Source organism: Aquitalea denitrificans (assembly GCF_009856625.1).
Classification (GTDB): domain Bacteria; phylum Pseudomonadota; class Gammaproteobacteria; order Burkholderiales; family Chromobacteriaceae; genus Aquitalea; species Aquitalea denitrificans.
The window spans coordinates 4,472,742-4,490,464 of sequence record NZ_CP047241.1; the positions used below are offsets into that span (position 1 = coordinate 4,472,742).

The window sequence follows — 17,723 nt, forward strand, 5'->3', positions numbered from 1 at the left end:
GGCTGTGGTACTGATCTGTTCGATCAGTACCACAGCCAGGCAGTGCGCTGAACGATTCCGTGGATTTATCCCGTTGTCTTGGCTATTCTTGCTGCCCATGCCGCGACACAAATGACGCCTTCCGGTTGCTCTGTCTCGGTTTCATGGGGAGTGGCCGTGTTCTTATCTGGCAAATCGGTGAAGCCTTGGTTGGGGCGCTTGGCGCAGACCTTACTGTTTGCGCTGTTGTTGTGGCTGCTGGTGTTGTTGACCCTGCAGTTGCCGCACTCGGTAGAGTTTGGCGCACTGGCGCTGCCCTTGTGGCTGCCCGCTGGTCTGGCGTTGGCGCTAGGTGTGACACAGGGCTGGCGCTGCTGGCCCGGCCTGCTGCTGGGATTTTTCCTGGCAAATGCCTTGCTGCTGCAGCATGACGTCGCCCATGGGCTGGCACTGGCTGTGGTGCAGAGCCTGTCTCCGCTGCTGGCCGCCGGTTTTCTGCGATCTCGCCTGCAACACACCCCGCCGTTCTACCGCCTGTCGCGCGTGCTGCTATTTCTGTGGTGCGGTGTGCTGGTCAATACCCTGCTCTCGGTTCTGCTTGCGCATCTGGTGCTGGACTACAGCGTGCTGCCTGCGGGTGCCTCGCGCTGGAATGCCCTGTTTTCGCGTTGGCTGGGCGAGGTAAATGGCATTCTGGTGCTGACGCCACCCATATTGTTCCTGCTGCTGGATGCGCCAGTCCGCTCGGCCAGCAATCCCGCGCGCTGGCTGGAAAGTGCATTGCTGACCTGGACTAGCCTGTGCCTGGCCGTGGTGGAGTTCATCGTTGCCGACTTCCGTCACGGGGTCGCGGCAGCGTTGTGGCCATTGTTTTTCATTGCCCTGATGTGGGTGGCATTCCGGTGCCGGCTGGCGCTGGCTTACTGCTTGCATGGCACGATTGTGTTGCTGGCCTTTGTCGGCGTGCTGTTGCATAACGGCCTTGCCTATCAGGATGCGGGAATGAGTGGCATTGCCGCGGCCGGCATGTTGTTGCTGGTGCAGTCGCTGGCCTTGCTGGTGTTTGGTGCTTTGGTGGCAGAGCGCCGCTTTGCCGAGGACTGGCTGCGTCGTGCCAACCAGACGCTGGAAGCCAAGGTGGTGGAGCGTACCCGGCAACTGGCACAAAGCGAGGCCAGGCTAAAGCTGATGGCCGATGCTTCGCCCTTTCCCATGGTGATGAACAATCTGGATGGCGGCGGGCTGATTTATGCCAACGCGCAGGCCGAAAGCCTGTTCAAGTGCCGGCTGGACGAGCTGCAACACCGGGTGCAGGATTTTTATGTCGACCAGGAGACACGCAAACAGGTTTCCACCCTGCTGCACGTGCATGGGGCGGTGCGTGACCACGAGGTCAAGTTGCATGATGCCGAGGGCCGGCAGTTCTGGGCGTTGGTGTCCTGTTCGGTGGTACACAGCGACCAGGCCCTGTATGTGATCAGCGGCATCAACGACATTAGCGAACGCAAACGGCTGGAGCGCAGCCTGCACGAGGCCAACGACGCCTTGCGCCAGCATGTGGCGGAAATCGAATCCCTGCATGTCGGCCTGCGCGAGCAGGTAAGGCGCGATCCCTTAACCGGCCTGTTCAACCGCCGCTATCTGGATGAAATCCTGCCGCGCTTGCTGGCGCACATGCTGGCATTGAACGGAACAGTGGCAGTCATGATGCTGGATGCCGACCATTTCAAGCGCATCAATGATAATTACGGGCACCAGTGCGGCGATGCCGTATTGGCGGCATTGGGTGCCTTCCTGCGCGACCGCTTCCGCAGTGGTGATGTGGTATGTCGTTACGGTGGCGAAGAGTTCTGCATCCTGATGCCGGGCATTGCACTGGAAGCCGCCAGTGATAAAGCCTGGCAGCTTTGCGAGGCAGTACGCCAGCTGCCCATCCAGGCGGCAGAACATTGTCTGCACATCACCTTGTCAGTTGGCCTGTCGGTTTGCCCGCTGCATGGTGAAGATCCGGAAAGCCTGATCCATGCTGCCGACGCAGCCTTGTATCAGGCCAAGGCCCAGGGGCGTGACCGGGTCTGTCTGGCGCATTCCGGTCAACCTGCCTTGTCCTGAGCCAGGGCGTGCAATTGCTTGACGCCCATTTCCAGCCACCAGGCCAGGCTGCCCAGCAACACTCCAACCAGCAGGGTATCGGCCACTCGCTCCACCACGCCATGTTGTACCTGCGTTACCGGCATGGCTGACAAGACCAGCAGGGTGAGCCCTGCGATGAACCAGCGGAAGCTGCGCTGCATCAGCATCAGGGCGGTGGCAAGAGACAGGCACAGAATCAGCATGTGAATGGCCGGTGCCGGCTGCCACCAGGCCAGCGCAGCTGCCATCACCCCGCCCGCCAGCGTGCCATAGACTCTTTCTTTTACCAACCAGATCATGCGCTGCGGGGATGGGTCGATGATGCCGACTACCAAGACCGGCAGCCACCAGGTATGTGGCAGATGCATGCGGGCAGAGGCCAGCCAGGCCAGACATCCCCATAGCACCAGATGCCAGGCATAGCGCCGGGTGTCTGCCAGAGATGCTCCAGGCAATACGCGTTGCCAGCCACGCAGACCCCAGTGGCCCAGCATCAGTCCGTACAGCGCACCGGCAAGGGCCAGCAGAGCGTGCAGGCCGGCTGGAATGCCCTGCGATGGCATCATATTGCTCAGCAGCAGGCAGAACACCCAGAACTGCATGCCCTTGTGCAAGCCACGCCGGGCTGCCACCGCCATCAACAGCAGCATGCCGGCCAGCACCGGCAGCATCATCCAGCTTTGTCCGGCATAGGCATGGCCCAGCCACTGCATGGCAGGTAGCCCGGCCAGTGAGGGCAGGCTCAGCCGTCTGGCCAGCAGTACGATCATCATTGAATAGGCTGCGCTCAGCGTAAACGGGAAAATCCAGCTGGCAGGCTGATTACTGATGGCAATCAGCACCGCGGGTGTAAACAGCAGCGTGCTGGTGCTCACGGCGCGCATCAGGCGAAAGCGCTCGTGGCGGATGGTGGCAAGGCCGCGCAGGGCCAGGCGGGGATAAGTCATCAGGGCGATTCCTGCAGGCGGGTGGCGTGGCGGTGGTTTCATCATAGGCAAGCACGCCGGCGGGGTCATCTGCCGGTGGTTGCCATACCGCATATCGGGTGGCGTGCTAACATTTCGCCATGGAACTCTACAGACTATTGCAACAGCAAGGCTTCGGCAGCCGCAAGGAATGCCGCAAGCTGGTGGAATACGGGCTGGTGGAAATCAACGGTGGCGTGGCCGAAGATTACCGCCAGGAATGGGCTGCGGAAGATATCGACGAGCTGGTGGTCGATGGCGAGCCTTGGACGCTGCATACAGCTGCCATCTACGTGATGCTGCACAAGCCCGACGGCTACGAAACCTCACACAAACCCATGCACCACCCCAGTGTGTATACCTTGCTGCCCTGGCAGTTTGGCAATCTGGACATTTCGGCTGTAGGGAGGCTGGATGTCGACACTACCGGGCTTCTGCTGCTGACCAACGACGGCCAGTTCGTGCATGCGCTGAGCTCACCCAAGCGCCATGTGCCCAAGTGCTATGAAGTCACCCTCAAACACCCGGTGGTGGATGATCTGGTACGGCACTTGCTGGCCGGGGTATTTCTTAAGGATGACAACGAGAAAATCGCTGCTGATCAGGTAGAGGTGGTGGACGAAATTACCATTCGCATGACTATTACCCAAGGCAAATATCACCAGGTGAAACGCATGGTGGCAGCAGCGGGCAACCGGGTGATGGATCTGCATCGTCTGTCGGTCGGCGCGGTGCAGTTGGGCGATCTGGATGAGGGCCAGTGGCGCTATCTGGAGGCCGGGGAGTTGGCCAGTTTCGGTTTTGCACTAGCAGAATAAAGCCGTGCAGCCTGGTGGCTAAAGCAGCTGGTGCAGTTTCTGCATGGCTTCACGCATGCCGCTGACACTTTCGATGTGAGTGTAGCCCAGACTACGTAGCTGGGCTGCCGCCAGCTTTGCTCGTTCACCGGTGCGGCAGTACAGGGTCAGTGGTGTTGCCGGGTCTGGAATGGTGCTGGCCGCCTGTTGTTCCAGTTGCTCCAGTGGCAGAGAACGCGCACCTGGAATGTGCTCGGCACTGAACTCTTCACTTGAGCCGACATCAATTACCAGCCGGCTGGCGCCGCTCAGCATGCGGTGGGCAAAGGCCGCCGCAGTAACGCCGCCCAGCAATGCTCCAAAAAGATGTTTCATTGTCCTTGCCTGTCCCGTTTTTGTGCTGGTATCCAGCTGGCACACTCTTATTCCATGTTCCAGTTTTACATGCATTTGCCATGGGGCGCATTGTGGCAATTACCTAGTGAGATGTAATAAATAGCAAAACGCACGCCTGCGTTTTTAAGGCGGTGCTTCACCTGCTTCTCCCCCTGCCACAGCTTCCCTGTGTGCTTTCCTTCCGGTTGGCAGAATCAAAGTAAGGACATGTGACGACAGCATGGCTGTGCAATGCACATCGGTTATGTGCCTCCTGTGCTCGTGCTGCGTTTTTTATCCAGGCTATCCATATAAGCCGATGGCCTCGGCATGTGGTTTTGTCACGGCTCCTCGCTCAAGCATGCGCATCCCGTTTCGGATCATCTTGCTTACGCTGTTAGGCAGCTCTTGCCTGAGCGTGACCTGTGTTACCCGCGTCCCCACACCCTCCTGCTAGAGCTGTGGCTGGTGGTCATGCGCGTGGTCCAGTCTGTCTCTGTACATGGGCCAGTGCTTGCCCGATCAAAACGCATGACTGCGTATGGCGATGTGTGAATGACCGTACGGCATGGGCTTGATGGCGGAGGGGCGTCGGTTGGCTGCTATTTCCCTGCAATCTGCCTGTTTGGTGCTTGCTGGTGTGTGGGGTATTGCAACTTGTGAATGGCGTGTCACGCCAGTGATGTTCTTGGTCTGCACTCTTTGGTCAGAGCGGGTATCGGTAGCCGGGTATGAGGTAAATCTTGCCGTATTTTGAAAGATGGGTTTTATGTGGCGAGTGCTGATGAAAAATTGATCATCTATGAATTTGTAATTTTTGTAATGAAATACATGTTTTATATACGTAAAAATATGTTGCGACTGGCCAAGGTGTGTCTGCCCACGGATTTGCTATCACTCCTGGCGCGTGGCCTGTAGCAGGGGCCGGGTATATGCACAGCATGCGCTGCGGGAGTGAATGAGTACGCTTCGGAAAATTCAATGAAGTTTCATTGAAATTCCTCATTGTTCTGACCTGCTGCTAGCCATAGCTTTCTGAAGCAGCCACCTGTCGAGAGCATCCATGCACGCATGGCTGCACGTTTGCCATTCACAGAAAGAATCCAGCCATGACACAATCAAGTGATTCCATCTCCCTGCATGCCCGCCCCGATGCCGCGCTGCATACCCCTAGTGGTTTAAGCGCTGCCGCTACCCGTGATATCAGCGCTGCTCTGAATGGCTTGCTGGCAGATGTATTTGCCTTGTACCTGAAAACCAAGAACTTTCATTGGCATGTCAGTGGGCCACACTTCAGGGACTATCACCTGCTGCTGGATGAGCAGGGTGATCAGCTGTATGCAATGACTGATCCGCTGGCAGAGCGCATTCGCAAGGTTGGTGGTTCCACTCTGCGTTCTATCGGCCATATTGCACGGCAGCAGCGTATCAAGGATAACGATGCCAGCTATGTCACCCCACAGGACATGCTGGCTGAGTTGCGGGAGGATAATGCGACGCTGGCTGCCCGCTTGCGCGAGGCGCATGGTGTTTGCGAAGAACATCGTGATATTGCAGGTGCCAGCCAGATTGAGAACTGGATAGATGAAACCGAGCGTCGTTGCTGGTTCCTGTTTGAGGCCAGCCGCCGCTGAGGCGGGTAGCACGGGTTGCTGCCTGGGCGTAAATGAAAACAGCTGCTGGCCATGGCCAGCAGCTGTTTTATCTGTGTTTGATCCGCTCAGAAAACCGGTGGGCCAGGGAGGAATGGCGTTTAGCGCGGTGCGGTCCTTGTCGCTGATGGTGCATGTTTCTCTTCAACCATCCGGTCCAGCAGTTGCAGCACTTCCGCACTGTCCTGCTCCATGGTGCGCATATGGCGGATGATGGCTTCTTCGTCGAGATGTTCTTTGCTGGCCGCTGTTGAAATGGCGCTTTCAATGCTGCTGTCCACCTTCTGGTCGGGTGTCGCCAGCTGGCTCAAGGCACGGGTATTGCCAAAACTGTTGTGCCCTTCGCTTTGTCGCCATGTCGCCAGATGGCTGCCATGGGCGATGGCAGCACCTTCCTCGATAGCGTGGTAGGCCATCTGTTTATGCATGACATGCCCCACTTTTTGCAGCGAAACCTGCGACATGTCGCGCACGCGCTGTACTTGGCCCAGTACGGTGTCAGACTGCTCGGCCAGTGTGGCAAAGCGGTTGCGGAATGATTCAACCGATGACTTGACTTCTGCCGCAACAGAGCCGGCTTCACCTGCCCGGGCGTGCATGTCGCTGATACGGCTGGATAGGCTGCCCAGCACGGATTGCACGCGGTGGGCGGTGTCCTTGCTGCGCTCGGCCAGCTTGCGTACTTCATCGGCTACCACGGCAAAACCACGGCCCATTTCACCGGCGCGTGCTGCTTCGATGGCGGCATTCAATGCCAGCAGATTGGTCTGGTCGGCAATGGCGGAAATGGCGGCCAGCGATGATTCGATCCCTGTCCATTCCTGCGCCAGAGAGCTGCTGGCTTCGTTCATGCTGACAACGCTGCCAGCAATGGTGTCCATATGGCTGGACAGCAATACTGCGCTATCCAGGCTTTCGCGCGAGGCACTGGCGGTATCTCGGGTGATGCTGGAAACCTGATCCATTGCAGTGCTGATGACGGTAAGGTCAGTCTGGTTGCTGGCCAGGTTTTCACGCAGATGCGGGTTGTTCAGTGCGGCCAGCTGGGAGGAAAGACGGTTTTTGCGGATATAGCCGTCATTGTCGGCCATGGCCTGGATGGCACTGTCCACATTGCGTAGCGATTCGGCAAACATGCCCGGCAGGCCCTGGCTGAGTGGGCGGCGTGTGTAGTCGTTTTGGCTGACGCGACGGAAGCTGGTGTTGATTTCCTTGAAATAGGTTTCAACCAGATCAAGAAAATCATTCAGCTCCCAGGCGACCAGGCCAACTTCACCCATATCGCGCGTGCGGGATGCGCGGTGGTGCAGTTCGCCCTCACAGGCATAGCCCAGCTGCTCGTGCAGGGTATTGAGCACGGTAAAGATACGGCTGCTGCCCAGCCAGATCAGCGTGGATAAGGCGAGCGAAAGTACCACCAGAAATACCTCGACGGCCAGTCGCCAGCTGTCGGGGAGTAATAGTGAGGCCAGTACGGTACAGATGGTGAGTATGTTGAAGCCAATCAACCAGAAGCCAAGTCGGGTGCGCAGAAAGGGAGAGTGTGAGCGGCGGGCCATTATGTGGATTTCCCGGTGGTAAGGTGGGGATCGAGCAGGGAGAGTACAAAGCTTTCGTAGCTGTGGCCCTGCTTGGCCAGTTCGGCCAGCAACCATTCCATCGAGGCATCCGGTGCCGTCGCCTTGTTGTGGGTACTTTCCAGCTGGCACATGTGGGCATAAATGGGAATCACCGTATCCACTGCCCGGCGGCCAGGCGGGCGACGTACCGAGAAATAACCTTCCAGCTTGTTTTTGCTATCGTAATCCGGTGTGACGTTGGCCAGTACCCAGTAGTAATTGCCACTGGCCGTATAGTTTTTGACCACACCAAAGAATTCGCGCCCGGCCTGCAGGGTTTTCCACATCAGGCGGTATACCCCGCGTGGCATGTCCGGATGGCGAATCAGGTTGTGGGGCTTGCCTAGCAGCTCGCTTTCCGGATATTCAGCCAGCTGCATGAATACACGATTGGCATAGGTGATATGCCCGGTGCTGTCGGTCTTGGTGACAATCAGTTCATCGTCTTCCAGCTGCACTTCCCGACTGTTTTGTGGTCTGATCTGGCTCGTCATGGTGGGCTTCCGCAAGAATATCCGTTGAGGATATGTCAATTCAGTAGTTCTACCGAGAACTTTACTTATTTGCGTCGAAATATTTCATGACAGCGATCAGCTTTTTTGATCTTTCCGTCAGAAAGCCGCTGATACCAGCTATAAATCCGCCCACATCCGCAATAGGTTGTGATAATTGGCGGTCAGGGTCACCAGTTCGGCGGTATCGCCAAGCTGCTGGCGCAGTTGGGAAATGGCCATGTCCATATCAAACAGCAGGCTGCGTTTGGCATCGTCGCGGATCATGCTTTGTGTCCAGAAGAACGAGGCGATACGGGCACCGCGGCTAACTGGCTCAACCCGGTGCAGGCTAGTGGAGGGGTAGAGCACCATATCGCCGGCCGGCAGTTTCACACTGTGCAGGCCATAGGTGTCTTCCACAATCAGTTCGCCACCATCGTATTCGTCCGGCTGGCTGAAAAACAGGGTGCAGGATACATCGGTGCGTACCCAGCTTTGGTCAAAGGGGTGGCTGCGCACGGCATTGTCCACGTGATTGCCAAAGTCCATGCCGCCCTGGTAGCAGTTGAACAGGGGCGGGAAAACGGTTTTGGGCAGTGCCGCGGAGAAAAACAGCGTATTGCGTTTGAGCGCGGCTTCCACCATGGCTTGCAGCTCGCGGGCAATGTCCAGATGTTGTGGCAATTGCAGATTGCGTTTGACCTGCGCGGACTGGCTGCCGGCGGTAATGCGGCCATCGGCCCAGTCCGCCTGGCTTAGCAGCATGCGACCATGGGCAAGTTCTTCGGGAGTCAGGACGTCGGGGATATGTAACAGCATGCCGTGTTCGCTTTGTATTTGGGTGTTAAGACCTTGCACTACTGCCGGTGGCTGATGTGCAGGCATGAAGCACAAATCCTGTCGGCATGTTTCATGTATTCATGCCGACAGGTTGGCTTATTTATCCATATTTATTCATCAATACTTCAGGCCGATGGTCAGTTGGGCTTCGCGCGGGGTTCCCACGGTGGCGTGGCCGGTATAGGCACCGTCGTAATAGGTTTTGTTGGTCAGGTTGTTCAGGTTCAACTGGAAACGATAATGCTTGGTTTCATAGCTGAGCATGGCATTGCCCACCGTGTAGGACGGCAGATAAAGCGTGTTGGTCTCGTTGGCATAGCGCTTGCCGACATAGGTGGCACCAATTCCACCGGTAATTTCGTCGGTAAATTTGTACGTGGTCCAGATATTGGCAGTGGCGCGTGGGGTGTAACGCGGCATCTTGCCGGTGGTGCTGTTCTGGCCCGGTGCGGCCTTGTCTATCTTCGAATCCATAAAGGTAACGCCGGCAAAGATTTCCCAGCGTTCGGTCAGGCGGCCATTACCTTCCACCTCGATACCGTTGGTATGACGCTTGCCGGAGAGGGTAACTACCGAGGTGTCATCCGGGTCGGTATTGCGCTCATTGGTTTTCTCGATGCGGAACAGCGCGGCCCGCAGGCTGGCATCGCCATCCAGCAAGTCCCATTTGGCACCCAGTTCGATATTGCGGTTTTTCTCCGGGTCCACCTTGGCGGTAGCCTTGTCCAGCGCATAGGTTTCACCAGACGGGTTGAACGAGGTGCCGTAGCTGAAGTAATAGGACTGGGCCATGTCCGGTTGCCAGATCAGGCCGCTGCGCCAGCTCCACACATTATCCGTGCGCGACAGGTCGTAGGTGTTGCTGCTGTTCACGCTGCCATCGGAATTGAAACCACGCACATTGTAGTCACCTTCGAAGCGGTCAAAGCGGGTGCCCAGCACGGCTTTCCACTGGCGGTTCAGCTCGATGGTATCCATGGTGTAGAGCGCAATGTCGCTGGCTTGGAACTTGGTATTGCTGCTGCGGTAGCGTGCCGTATTGATGGCCGTGGACGACACCGGGTTGCCAATGGTGGTGGTGGGCAGGGTGTTGAGCAGGGTGTAGCGGCTGGTATCGGACAGCTCGTAAGTCAACTCCAGCCCGGTCAGCAGAGTATGCCGGATGTCGCCGGTAGAGAAGCGCGTGGTCAGGTCGGTCTGGTTGTTAACCGACTGGTCCACGCCGTCACGCATAGGCTTGCTACGGCGGATCAGGCCGGTGGCGCTGGTGTCGCTGCTGGCCAGGCGCGGGGCCGTGGGGCTGACATCGCGCCAGAAGCGGTTATAGCGCAGCTGGTTGCTCAGCTCGGTGCCATTGCCAAAATCGTGGGTGATCTTGGCGGTGACGATATCGGCGGTGGTTTTTTCGTAGTCGCTGTCAAAACCGTAGAACTTGCTGCGATCCACACTCAGCGGCTGGTGCGTAACCGAGTTGTACGGTACGCCGTAGTCCGGTACGTTATTTTCTTCCTGGTGCATATAGGACAGCACCACCGTGGTGGGTTCGCCCAGGCCGAAGGCCACCGACGGGGCAAAGCCCCAGCGTTCGTTCTTGGCCGAACCACGGTCGCTGCCGTCGTGGGTATCCATCAGGTTAAGGCGTACCGCGGAGTGATCGCCGGTCATCTGGTTGATGTCGGCGGTGACGCGCTGGTAGTCATTGGTACCGATGGTGAGGTCGCCTTCCAGCTTGCTGCCCAGATAGGGCGATTTGCTGACCTGGTTGACCACGCCGCCGGTGGAGCCGCGACCAAACAGCATGGAGCTGGCGCCCTTCAGCACTTCCACTTTTTCGTCGTTGAAGGCATCGCGGTTGTACTGGCCGATATCACGCATGCCGTCGCGATAGGTATCGGTGGCGGCGGAAAAGCCGCGAATCACCACCTGGTCACCGGTCCGGCCGCCTTCGCCTGCCGCAAAGGTGATGCCGGGTACATTGCGCAGTGCGTCTTTCAGCGTGGCGGCAGCCTGATCCTGCATCAACTGCTGGTTGACCACGGTGATGGATTGCGGAATATCACGCAGCTGCTGCTTGGTTTTGCCGATATTGGTGGTTTCGGTCTTATAGGTGTCACGCACCGGGGCTTCGCCCTCTACGGTGACCGTTTCCAGCGTCTGGCCGGTTTCTGCCGCCAGCGCCAGGCTGGGGCTCAAGGCCACAGCCAGCATGCCGACTGCCATGCGAGCGGGTAGTTTGCGCTGCGCCAGGTGAGGCGATTGCTGCAAGCTTTGTTTCATTTAATCCTCTTTTATTGTGTGTCAATCACGGTAGATCACTGCCTTTGCCCCGCCAGAACGCGGCGCAGCCGTCCTCGCATGCTGTGTGGGCAGCATGTGTGGCAGCAGGTAACGGCAGAGGTGGTAACAACTGGCCGCTCACCCCCGTGATGGCCAGTTGTCAGAACAGCGGAAGGCTGTTGTCAGGGTGCTTCGGTCAGAAAACCGATGCGGCTGATGCCGCTTTGCTGAGCGGAAGCCAGCGTAGTGGCCACCAGTTCGTAGCGCACGCTCTTGTCGGCGCGCAGGTTCAGTTCCACCTTGGGGTTGGACTGGACTGCAGCGGTAAAGCGGGCGGCCAGGGCATCCTTGCTGATGGGCTGGTCGTTCCAGAACAGCTCGCCACCGGCATTGATGGACAGGCGGATCTGCTCCGGCTTGTCCTGATGTTCGGCGGCGGCTGCCTGGGGCAGATCCAGCTTCACGCTATTGGTCAGCAGCGGGGCGGTGATGATGAATACCACCAGCAGCACCAGCATCACATCCACCAGCGGCGTGGTGTTGATCTCGGCCATCGGTGCGCCGGGGCCCTTGTCAAAACTACCGAACGCCATGGGCAGACTCCGGCTGGGTCAGCAACTGGGCGTGCAGGTCATGGGCAAAATGATCCAGCTGCTGCGACATCACCCGCTGGGTCCGGGTAAAGGCGTTGTAGGCCAGTACCGCGGGAATGGCGGCAGCCAGACCGGCTGCGGTGGCAATCAGCGCCTCACCGATGGGCCCGGCCACGGTGGCGATGCTCACCTGGCCAGCCGTGCCGATGTTCACCAGTGCGTGATAAATCCCCCACACCGTACCGAACAGGCCAATGAATGGTGCTGTCGAGCCTACCGAGGCCAGCAGGGTCATACCGTTTTCCTGGCGTGCGTTTTCCTGGGCTAGTGCCTTGCGGATGGCGCGTGTGACAAATTCGTTCAAATCGCAGGCCTTGCCCAGTGAGCGTTCGGCATGCTGCTGATGGTGGCGCAAGGCCGCCAGTCCTTCGCGGGTGATATGGGCCATGGGTGCCGTGGATGAGACCAGTGCCTGTTCGGCTGCATTCCAGTCCGGAGCATCCCACAGGGCGGTTTCGGCCTGACGGTTAGCCTGACGCAGGCGATAAGTCTGTACCCCGCGCTGCAGGATGAACGACCAGGTCGCAACAGACATAAGAATGAGAATCATGAATGTTGTGATCAGCACAACATCCCCTTGTTGGAAGACAGTCAGTAGCTTCATGGTTTACGCAGGTTCTTCAGGGAAAATTCGACAGGAACGATAAAGGTATAAGGAATGGACTCATCACCACGCTTGGCCGGAATGAATTTCCAGCCGCGTACTGCGGACAGTGCAGCACGGTCCAGACGGGGAAAGCCGCTGCTGTGCTCCAGCTCTACCGCCACCGGCAAACCCTGTGCGCTGACCTGGACACGCAGACGCACGGTGCCGGTTTCTTCCATTTCAAGTGACAGCGGCGGGTAGGCCGGTTTGGGATTATTCAGATATCCGCCACGATATAGCGGCTCATGCACTGCCGGTGCTGGTACCGGAGCGGCGGCAACCGGGGCTGCAGGTGCCGCTGCTGTCGGTGCCGTGTTATCAACGGCAGCTGCAGCAGGCTTGATTGCCGGAGCCGTCGCACGGGCAGCCGGTCTGGCGGCTGGTTTCGCTGCAGGTACGGCAGCAGGACGCGCTACTGCGGGCTTGGCCGGTGCACGCTGTTTGTTCTGACTGGGCTGTACGACCGGAGCCGCCGGTGCACTGGGTGCAGCCAGTGTCATTGTCGGCAGGCTGGCCAACTGAGGCAGGATGACCGGTGGCGTACTGGCCAGCCAGCCTGCAATCAGCAGCAGAGCCAGCACATGCAGGCTGCAACTTCCCAGAAAAGCAGCAGAAGGCAGCGCAGCTGAAGAAGATTGGAGTCGGAGGTTCATGCCGAAATGATAATGCAAACAATTATCATTAGCAATTATTAAGAAGAGGCTTTGCCCGGTATCACATCAAACCATGCGCAGGGAAGGGTCGCCTTGTAATCCCCCCGAATGCCTGCATATTGCAAACTGCACGTCTGCATGGCGCAGGCGCATTCAATAGACTGGAACAGAACATGCAGCAGTTTGACGGAACCACCATCGTCTCCGTCCGTCGCGGCGAGCGCGTGGCGCTGGGCGGCGACGGTCAGGTCACCCTGGGCAATATCGTGATCAAGTCCACGGCACGCAAGATCCGCCGGCTATACCAAGGCAAGGTGTTGGCCGGATTTGCCGGCGGTACTGCCGATGCCTTCACCCTGTTCGAACGCTTCGAGGCCAAGCTGGAAAAACACCAGGGCCATCTGGTGCGCTCCGCGGTGGAGCTGGCCAAGGACTGGCGTACCGACCGCATGCTGCGCCGACTGGAAGCCATGCTGATCGTGGCCGACAAGGAAGCCACCCTCATCATCACCGGTAACGGCGATGTGCTGGAGCCAGAGCAGGGTATTGCCGCCATCGGTTCCGGCGGAGCCTTCGCCCAGTCAGCCGCGCGTGCACTGTTTGAAAACACCGAGCTGGATCCTGCCGTGGTGGTGAAGAAGTCACTGGAAATCGCTGGCGACATCTGTATCTACACCAACCAGAACCACCTCATCGAAACGCTGGGAGAAGAAGCCCGGCCGGCTGCCGAATAAGCATTGTTTTCATCCCCACCGATTCACAGGCCGCTGCAGCCCGCATGCAACGGCCGGGAGTAAAGTCATGACCCAAATGACCCCGCAAGAAATCGTTCACGAACTCAACAAGCACATTATTGGTCAGGATGCCGCCAAGCGTGCCGTCGCCATTGCCCTGCGCAACCGCTGGCGCCGCCAGCAGGTGGCAGAGCCGCTGCGCAGTGAAATCACCCCCAAGAACATCCTGATGATCGGACCCACCGGCGTGGGCAAGACCGAAATCGCCCGCCGCCTGGCGCGTCTGTCCGGTGCGCCCTTCATTAAAGTAGAAGCCACCAAGTTCACCGAGGTCGGCTATGTCGGCCGCGACGTCGACACCATCATCCGCGACCTGGTGGAAGTGGCCATCAAGGAAACCCGCGATGCCGCCATCAAGCGCAATCGTGTTCGTGCCGAAGATGCTGCCGAAGACCGTATCCTCGACGTACTGCTGCCGCCGGCACGCACCGCCCCCGGCTTCTTTGGTGAATCACCGGCTGAAGAAAGCAAGCCGGAAGACGGTCACACCCGGCAGAAATTCCGCAAGATGCTGCGCGAAGGCAAGCTGGACGACAAGGAAATCGAAATCGAAGTGGCTGCCCCGCAGTCCAAGATGGAAATCTTTGCCCCGCCCGGCATGGAAGACTTCTCCAGCCAGCTGCAAAACATGTTCCAGGGTATGAACGCCGGCAAGAAAAAGGCCAGCAAGCTGAAAGTAGCCGAAGCCTTCAAACTGCTGATTGACGAAGAAGCCGCCAAGCTGGTCAACGAAGACGAGCTCAAGGCCGAAGCCATGAAGAACGTCGAGCAGAACGGCATTGTCTTCCTCGATGAAATCGACAAGGTCACCAGCCGCTCGGAAGGGCAGGGGGCCGATGTCTCCCGCGCCGGCGTGCAGCGCGACCTGCTGCCGCTGGTGGAAGGCACCACCGTCTCCACCAAGTACGGCATGGTCAAGACCGACCACATCCTGTTTATTGCCTCCGGTGCCTTCCAGCTGTCCAAACCGTCCGATCTCATCCCGGAACTGCAAGGCCGCCTGCCCATCCGGGTAGAGCTCTCCTCGTTGTCGGTGGATGACTTCGTGCAAATCCTCACCAGCACCGACGCCTGCCTCACCCGCCAATACCAGGCACTACTGGCTACCGAAGGTGTTGAACTGGTGTTTGAGGAATCCGGCATCCGTCGCCTGGCCGAGATCGCCTGGCAGGTGAACGAAAAGACCGAAAACATCGGCGCGCGTCGTCTGTATACCGTGATGGAAAAACTGCTGGAAGAAGTATCCTTCGACGGACGCAGCGGCAGCTGCAAGATCGACGCCCACTATGTGGATGGCAAGCTGGACATGCTGTCCCAGCGTGAAGACCTGGCCCGTTACGTACTCTGATTCCCCGCTGACTCTCTATATAGAATCAACAAGGAAGCCCCAGACAGCGCCCGACAGGGCGCTGTCTGCTTGTTGGACGTCGAGATAACCATGCTAAATGGCATAAATGTAGAATTAATTCACGATTCGCCGGGCAGATTGCTAATCTGATTGATGCTGCCTGATTGGCAATGGCCATTTTTCTGCGGAAAGTCAGCAGGATGATTAAAAAAGTTAAACAATAAAGTCTTTTAAAATCAAAAGTATAGAATTGATCTTGTGAATTATTGCCATTTTTCAGTAAAAAGGCGTTGACGAGGGTGGGGTGTGGCGGTATAGTTCGCCTCCTCAGCAGACAACGCAGCGACGGAAACGAAACGCAGCGACCTGCACCGCTCTTTAAAAAACAGAATAACCGATAGGTGTGAGTGCTTGGCGAAAGCCAAATACTTGCACTGCAAGACAAGAAATACTTGTTATTTTCTTTGATCTTGCGTGCCAGAAAATTTGCTATGAGATTGAACTGAAGAGTTTGATCCTGGCTCAGATTGAACGCTGGCGGCATGCTTTACACATGCAAGTCGAACGGTAACAGGGAGCTTGCTCCGCTGACGAGTGGCGAACGGGTGAGTAATGCGTCGGAACGTGCCGAGTAGTGGGGGATAACTATCCGAAAGGATAGCTAATACCGCATACGCTTTGAGAAGGAAAGCAGGGGATCGTAAGACCTTGCGCTATTCGAGCGGCCGACGTCTGATTAGCTAGTTGGTGAGGTAAAGGCTCACCAAGGCATCGATCAGTAGCGGGTCTGAGAGGATGATCCGCCACACTGGGACTGAGACACGGCCCAGACTCCTACGGGAGGCAGCAGTGGGGAATTTTGGACAATGGGCGCAAGCCTGATCCAGCCATGCCGCGTGTCTGAAGAAGGCCTTCGGGTTGTAAAGGACTTTTGTCAGGGAGGAAATCCCTAAGGTTAATACCCTTGGGGGATGACAGTACCTGAAGAATAAGCACCGGCTAACTACGTGCCAGCAGCCGCGGTAATACGTAGGGTGCAAGCGTTAATCGGAATTACTGGGCGTAAAGCGTGCGCAGGCGGTTGTGTAAGTCTGATGTGAAAGCCCCGGGCTCAACCTGGGAACTGCATTGGAGACTGCACGGCTAGAGTGCGTCAGAGGGGGTAGAATTCCGCGTGTAGCAGTGAAATGCGTAGAGATGCGGAGGAATACCGATGGCGAAGGCAGCCCCCTGGGATGACACTGACGCTCATGCACGAAAGCGTGGGGAGCAAACAGGATTAGATACCCTGGTAGTCCACGCCCTAAACGATGTCAACTAGCTGTTGGGGGTTTGAATCCTTGGTAGCGTAGCTAACGCGAGAAGTTGACCGCCTGGGGAGTACGGCCGCAAGGTTAAAACTCAAAGGAATTGACGGGGACCCGCACAAGCGGTGGATGATGTGGATTAATTCGATGCAACGCGAAAAACCTTACCTGGTCTTGACATGTACGGAACTTGCCAGAGATGGCTTGGTGCCCGAAAGGGAGCCGTAACACAGGTGCTGCATGGCTGTCGTCAGCTCGTGTCGTGAGATGTTGGGTTAAGTCCCGCAACGAGCGCAACCCTTGCCATTAGTTGCTACCATTTAGTTGAGCACTCTAATGGGACTGCCGGTGACAAACCGGAGGAAGGTGGGGATGACGTCAAGTCCTCATGGCCCTTATGACCAGGGCTTCACACGTCATACAATGGTCGGTACAGAGGGTAGCCAAGCCGCGAGGTGGAGCCAATCTCATAAAACCGATCGTAGTCCGGATCGCACTCTGCAACTCGAGTGCGTGAAGTCGGAATCGCTAGTAATCGCAGATCAGCATGCTGCGGTGAATACGTTCCCGGGTCTTGTACACACCGCCCGTCACACCATGGGAGTGAGTTTCACCAGAAGTGGGTAGGCTAACCGTAAGGAGGCCGCTTACCACGGTGGGATTCATGACTGGGGTGAAGTCGTAACAAGGTAGCCGTAGGGGAACCTGCGGCTGGATCACCTCCTTTCTAGAGAAGGCGATTGTCAAGTACTCACAGCCTATCGGTTATTCATGATTTAAGGGTAGTAACTGGGTTTGTAGCTCAGCTGGTTAGAGCACTGTGTTGATAACGCAGGGGTCGTAGGTTCGAGTCCTACCAGACCCACCAGTTTGGGGGATTAGCTCAGTTGGGAGAGCACCTGCTTTGCAAGCAGGGGGTCGTCGGTTCGATCCCGTCATCCTCCACCATTCTTACAGTGCAAACAAAAGCGCACACAGCATTTTATTGCTGCGTGAATTTCTGTTTGCGTTGTTTTTACAATGCCCGATCTTTAACAAACTGAAGAAGCCGAATTAATTAGACGGCGAAATGAAATGCATGGAGTTAACTCTGCATGCAGGACAAATCGTCATCTTGGGAATTTGATTGTATCTAATGTCATGTCGCCATATCAAAAGGGGCGGTGTGACATGTCGCACAAACACAATTCT

At 57.3% G+C, this 17,723-nt stretch carries 14 protein-coding genes, 2 tRNA genes and 1 rRNA gene; 8 read left to right on the plus strand and 9 right to left on the minus strand.

The window, feature by feature from the left end:
• Window positions 1–198 precede the first annotated feature (198 nt).
• Window positions 199–2,091: a sensor domain-containing diguanylate cyclase gene (locus GSR16_RS20855; RefSeq protein WP_159880662.1), complete on the plus strand. Its 1,893-nt coding sequence runs from the start codon at window positions 199–201 to the stop codon at window positions 2,089–2,091.
• On the opposite strand, the gene GSR16_RS20860 is transcribed toward GSR16_RS20855, so the two are convergent.
• Entirely contained in the window at window positions 2,073–3,059 is a 987-nt protein-coding gene (locus GSR16_RS20860) for an FUSC family protein (RefSeq protein WP_159880663.1), read from the minus strand. The genes GSR16_RS20855 and GSR16_RS20860 overlap by 19 nt on opposite strands.
• Window positions 3,060–3,178: 119 nt before the next feature.
• Between GSR16_RS20860 and GSR16_RS20865 the strand changes: the two genes are divergently transcribed.
• On the plus strand, window positions 3,179–3,895 hold the full coding sequence (locus GSR16_RS20865) for a pseudouridine synthase (RefSeq protein ID WP_159880664.1): 717 nt from the start codon (window positions 3,179–3,181) through the stop codon (window positions 3,893–3,895).
• An 18-nt stretch (window positions 3,896–3,913) separates the two neighbouring features.
• Here GSR16_RS20865 and GSR16_RS20870 read toward each other — a convergent pair whose 3' ends face one another.
• Window positions 3,914–4,249 carry a rhodanese-like domain-containing protein gene (locus tag GSR16_RS20870; RefSeq protein ID WP_159880665.1) on the minus strand — a complete coding sequence of 112 codons (336 nt, stop codon included), beginning with the start codon at window positions 4,247–4,249 and terminating at the stop codon, window positions 3,914–3,916.
• Between the two features lie 1,109 nt (window positions 4,250–5,358).
• Between GSR16_RS20870 and GSR16_RS20875 the strand changes: the two genes are divergently transcribed.
• Window positions 5,359–5,883, plus strand: a complete 525-nt coding sequence (locus GSR16_RS20875) for a Dps family protein (RefSeq protein WP_159880666.1) — start codon at window positions 5,359–5,361, stop codon at window positions 5,881–5,883.
• Window positions 5,884–6,002: 119 nt separating this feature from the next.
• On the opposite strand, the gene GSR16_RS21390 is transcribed toward GSR16_RS20875, so the two are convergent.
• From GSR16_RS21390 to GSR16_RS20910, 7 genes are all read right to left on the minus strand, one after another.
• Window positions 6,003–7,460: a methyl-accepting chemotaxis protein gene (locus tag GSR16_RS21390; RefSeq protein WP_205677472.1), complete on the minus strand. Its 1,458-nt coding sequence runs from the start codon at window positions 7,458–7,460 to the stop codon at window positions 6,003–6,005.
• Window positions 7,460–8,014: a PAS domain-containing protein gene (locus GSR16_RS20885; protein ID WP_159880668.1), complete on the minus strand. Its 555-nt coding sequence runs from the start codon at window positions 8,012–8,014 to the stop codon at window positions 7,460–7,462. The genes GSR16_RS21390 and GSR16_RS20885 overlap by 1 nt, the downstream gene beginning before the upstream one ends.
• A 138-nt stretch (window positions 8,015–8,152) precedes the next feature.
• Window positions 8,153–8,833 carry a Fe2+-dependent dioxygenase gene (locus GSR16_RS20890; RefSeq protein WP_159880669.1) on the minus strand — a complete coding sequence of 227 codons (681 nt, stop codon included), beginning with the start codon at window positions 8,831–8,833 and terminating at the stop codon, window positions 8,153–8,155.
• A gap of 138 nt (window positions 8,834–8,971) precedes the next feature.
• On the minus strand, window positions 8,972–11,131 hold the full coding sequence (locus GSR16_RS20895) for a TonB-dependent receptor (protein ID WP_159880670.1): 2,160 nt from the start codon (window positions 11,129–11,131) through the stop codon (window positions 8,972–8,974).
• A gap of 182 nt (window positions 11,132–11,313) precedes the next feature.
• Window positions 11,314–11,724 carry an ExbD/TolR family protein gene (locus tag GSR16_RS20900; RefSeq protein ID WP_159880671.1) on the minus strand — a complete coding sequence of 137 codons (411 nt, stop codon included), beginning with the start codon at window positions 11,722–11,724 and terminating at the stop codon, window positions 11,314–11,316.
• Window positions 11,711–12,319: a MotA/TolQ/ExbB proton channel family protein gene (locus tag GSR16_RS20905; protein WP_240902555.1), complete on the minus strand. Its 609-nt coding sequence runs from the start codon at window positions 12,317–12,319 to the stop codon at window positions 11,711–11,713. Before GSR16_RS20905 ends, GSR16_RS20900 begins: the two co-directional genes overlap by 14 nt.
• A gap of 65 nt (window positions 12,320–12,384) precedes the next feature.
• A complete protein-coding gene (locus tag GSR16_RS20910; RefSeq protein ID WP_159880673.1) occupies window positions 12,385–13,083 on the minus strand; it encodes an energy transducer TonB in 699 nt (232 codons plus the stop codon).
• A 173-nt stretch (window positions 13,084–13,256) separates the two neighbouring features.
• Here GSR16_RS20910 and hslV point away from each other — a divergent pair, with 173 nt between their 5' ends.
• The 5 genes from hslV to GSR16_RS20935 all read left to right on the plus strand — a co-directional run bounded on the left by hslV (window position 13,257) and on the right by GSR16_RS20935 (window position 17,480).
• Window positions 13,257–13,817 (plus strand): ATP-dependent protease subunit HslV, encoded by a 561-nt coding sequence (hslV, locus tag GSR16_RS20915; RefSeq protein ID WP_159880674.1) that lies wholly within the window; start codon window positions 13,257–13,259, stop codon window positions 13,815–13,817.
• Between the two features lie 67 nt (window positions 13,818–13,884).
• Window positions 13,885–15,225 carry an ATP-dependent protease ATPase subunit HslU gene (gene hslU / locus GSR16_RS20920; RefSeq protein ID WP_159880675.1) on the plus strand — a complete coding sequence of 447 codons (1,341 nt, stop codon included), beginning with the start codon at window positions 13,885–13,887 and terminating at the stop codon, window positions 15,223–15,225.
• Window positions 15,226–15,724: 499 nt separating this feature from the next.
• Window positions 15,725–17,259, plus strand: a 16S ribosomal RNA gene (locus GSR16_RS20925).
• Window positions 17,260–17,323: 64 nt separating this feature from the next.
• A tRNA-Ile gene (locus tag GSR16_RS20930) sits at window positions 17,324–17,400 on the plus strand.
• 4 nt (window positions 17,401–17,404) lie between these two features.
• A tRNA-Ala gene (locus GSR16_RS20935) sits at window positions 17,405–17,480 on the plus strand.
• Window positions 17,481–17,723 lie beyond the last annotated feature (243 nt).

Bases quoted from the DNA above. Each gene is read 5' to 3' on its own strand.
- GSR16_RS20860 (WP_159880663.1), bottom strand. From the start codon at position 3,059: ATGACTTATCCCCGCCTGGCCCTGCGCGGCCTTGCCACCATCCGCCAC.
- hslV (WP_159880674.1), top strand. From the start codon at position 13,257: ATGCAGCAGTTTGACGGAACCACCATCGTCTCCGTCCGTCGCGGCGAG.
- GSR16_RS20910 (WP_159880673.1), bottom strand. From the start codon at position 13,083: ATGAACCTCCGACTCCAATCTTCTTCAGCTGCGCTGCCTTCTGCTGCT.
- GSR16_RS20885 (WP_159880668.1), bottom strand. From the start codon at position 8,014: ATGACGAGCCAGATCAGACCACAAAACAGTCGGGAAGTGCAGCTGGAA.
- GSR16_RS20875 (WP_159880666.1), top strand. From the start codon at position 5,359: ATGACACAATCAAGTGATTCCATCTCCCTGCATGCCCGCCCCGATGCC.
- GSR16_RS20890 (WP_159880669.1), bottom strand. From the start codon at position 8,833: ATGCTGTTACATATCCCCGACGTCCTGACTCCCGAAGAACTTGCCCAT.
- GSR16_RS20905 (WP_240902555.1), bottom strand. From the start codon at position 12,319: ATGTCTGTTGCGACCTGGTCGTTCATCCTGCAGCGCGGGGTACAGACT.
- GSR16_RS20895 (WP_159880670.1), bottom strand. From the start codon at position 11,131: ATGAAACAAAGCTTGCAGCAATCGCCTCACCTGGCGCAGCGCAAACTA.
- GSR16_RS20865 (WP_159880664.1), top strand. From the start codon at position 3,179: ATGGAACTCTACAGACTATTGCAACAGCAAGGCTTCGGCAGCCGCAAG.
- GSR16_RS21390 (WP_205677472.1), bottom strand. From the start codon at position 7,460: ATGGCCCGCCGCTCACACTCTCCCTTTCTGCGCACCCGACTTGGCTTC.
- GSR16_RS20870 (WP_159880665.1), bottom strand. From the start codon at position 4,249: ATGAAACATCTTTTTGGAGCATTGCTGGGCGGCGTTACTGCGGCGGCC.
- GSR16_RS20900 (WP_159880671.1), bottom strand. From the start codon at position 11,724: ATGGCGTTCGGTAGTTTTGACAAGGGCCCCGGCGCACCGATGGCCGAG.
- hslU (WP_159880675.1), top strand. From the start codon at position 13,885: ATGACCCAAATGACCCCGCAAGAAATCGTTCACGAACTCAACAAGCAC.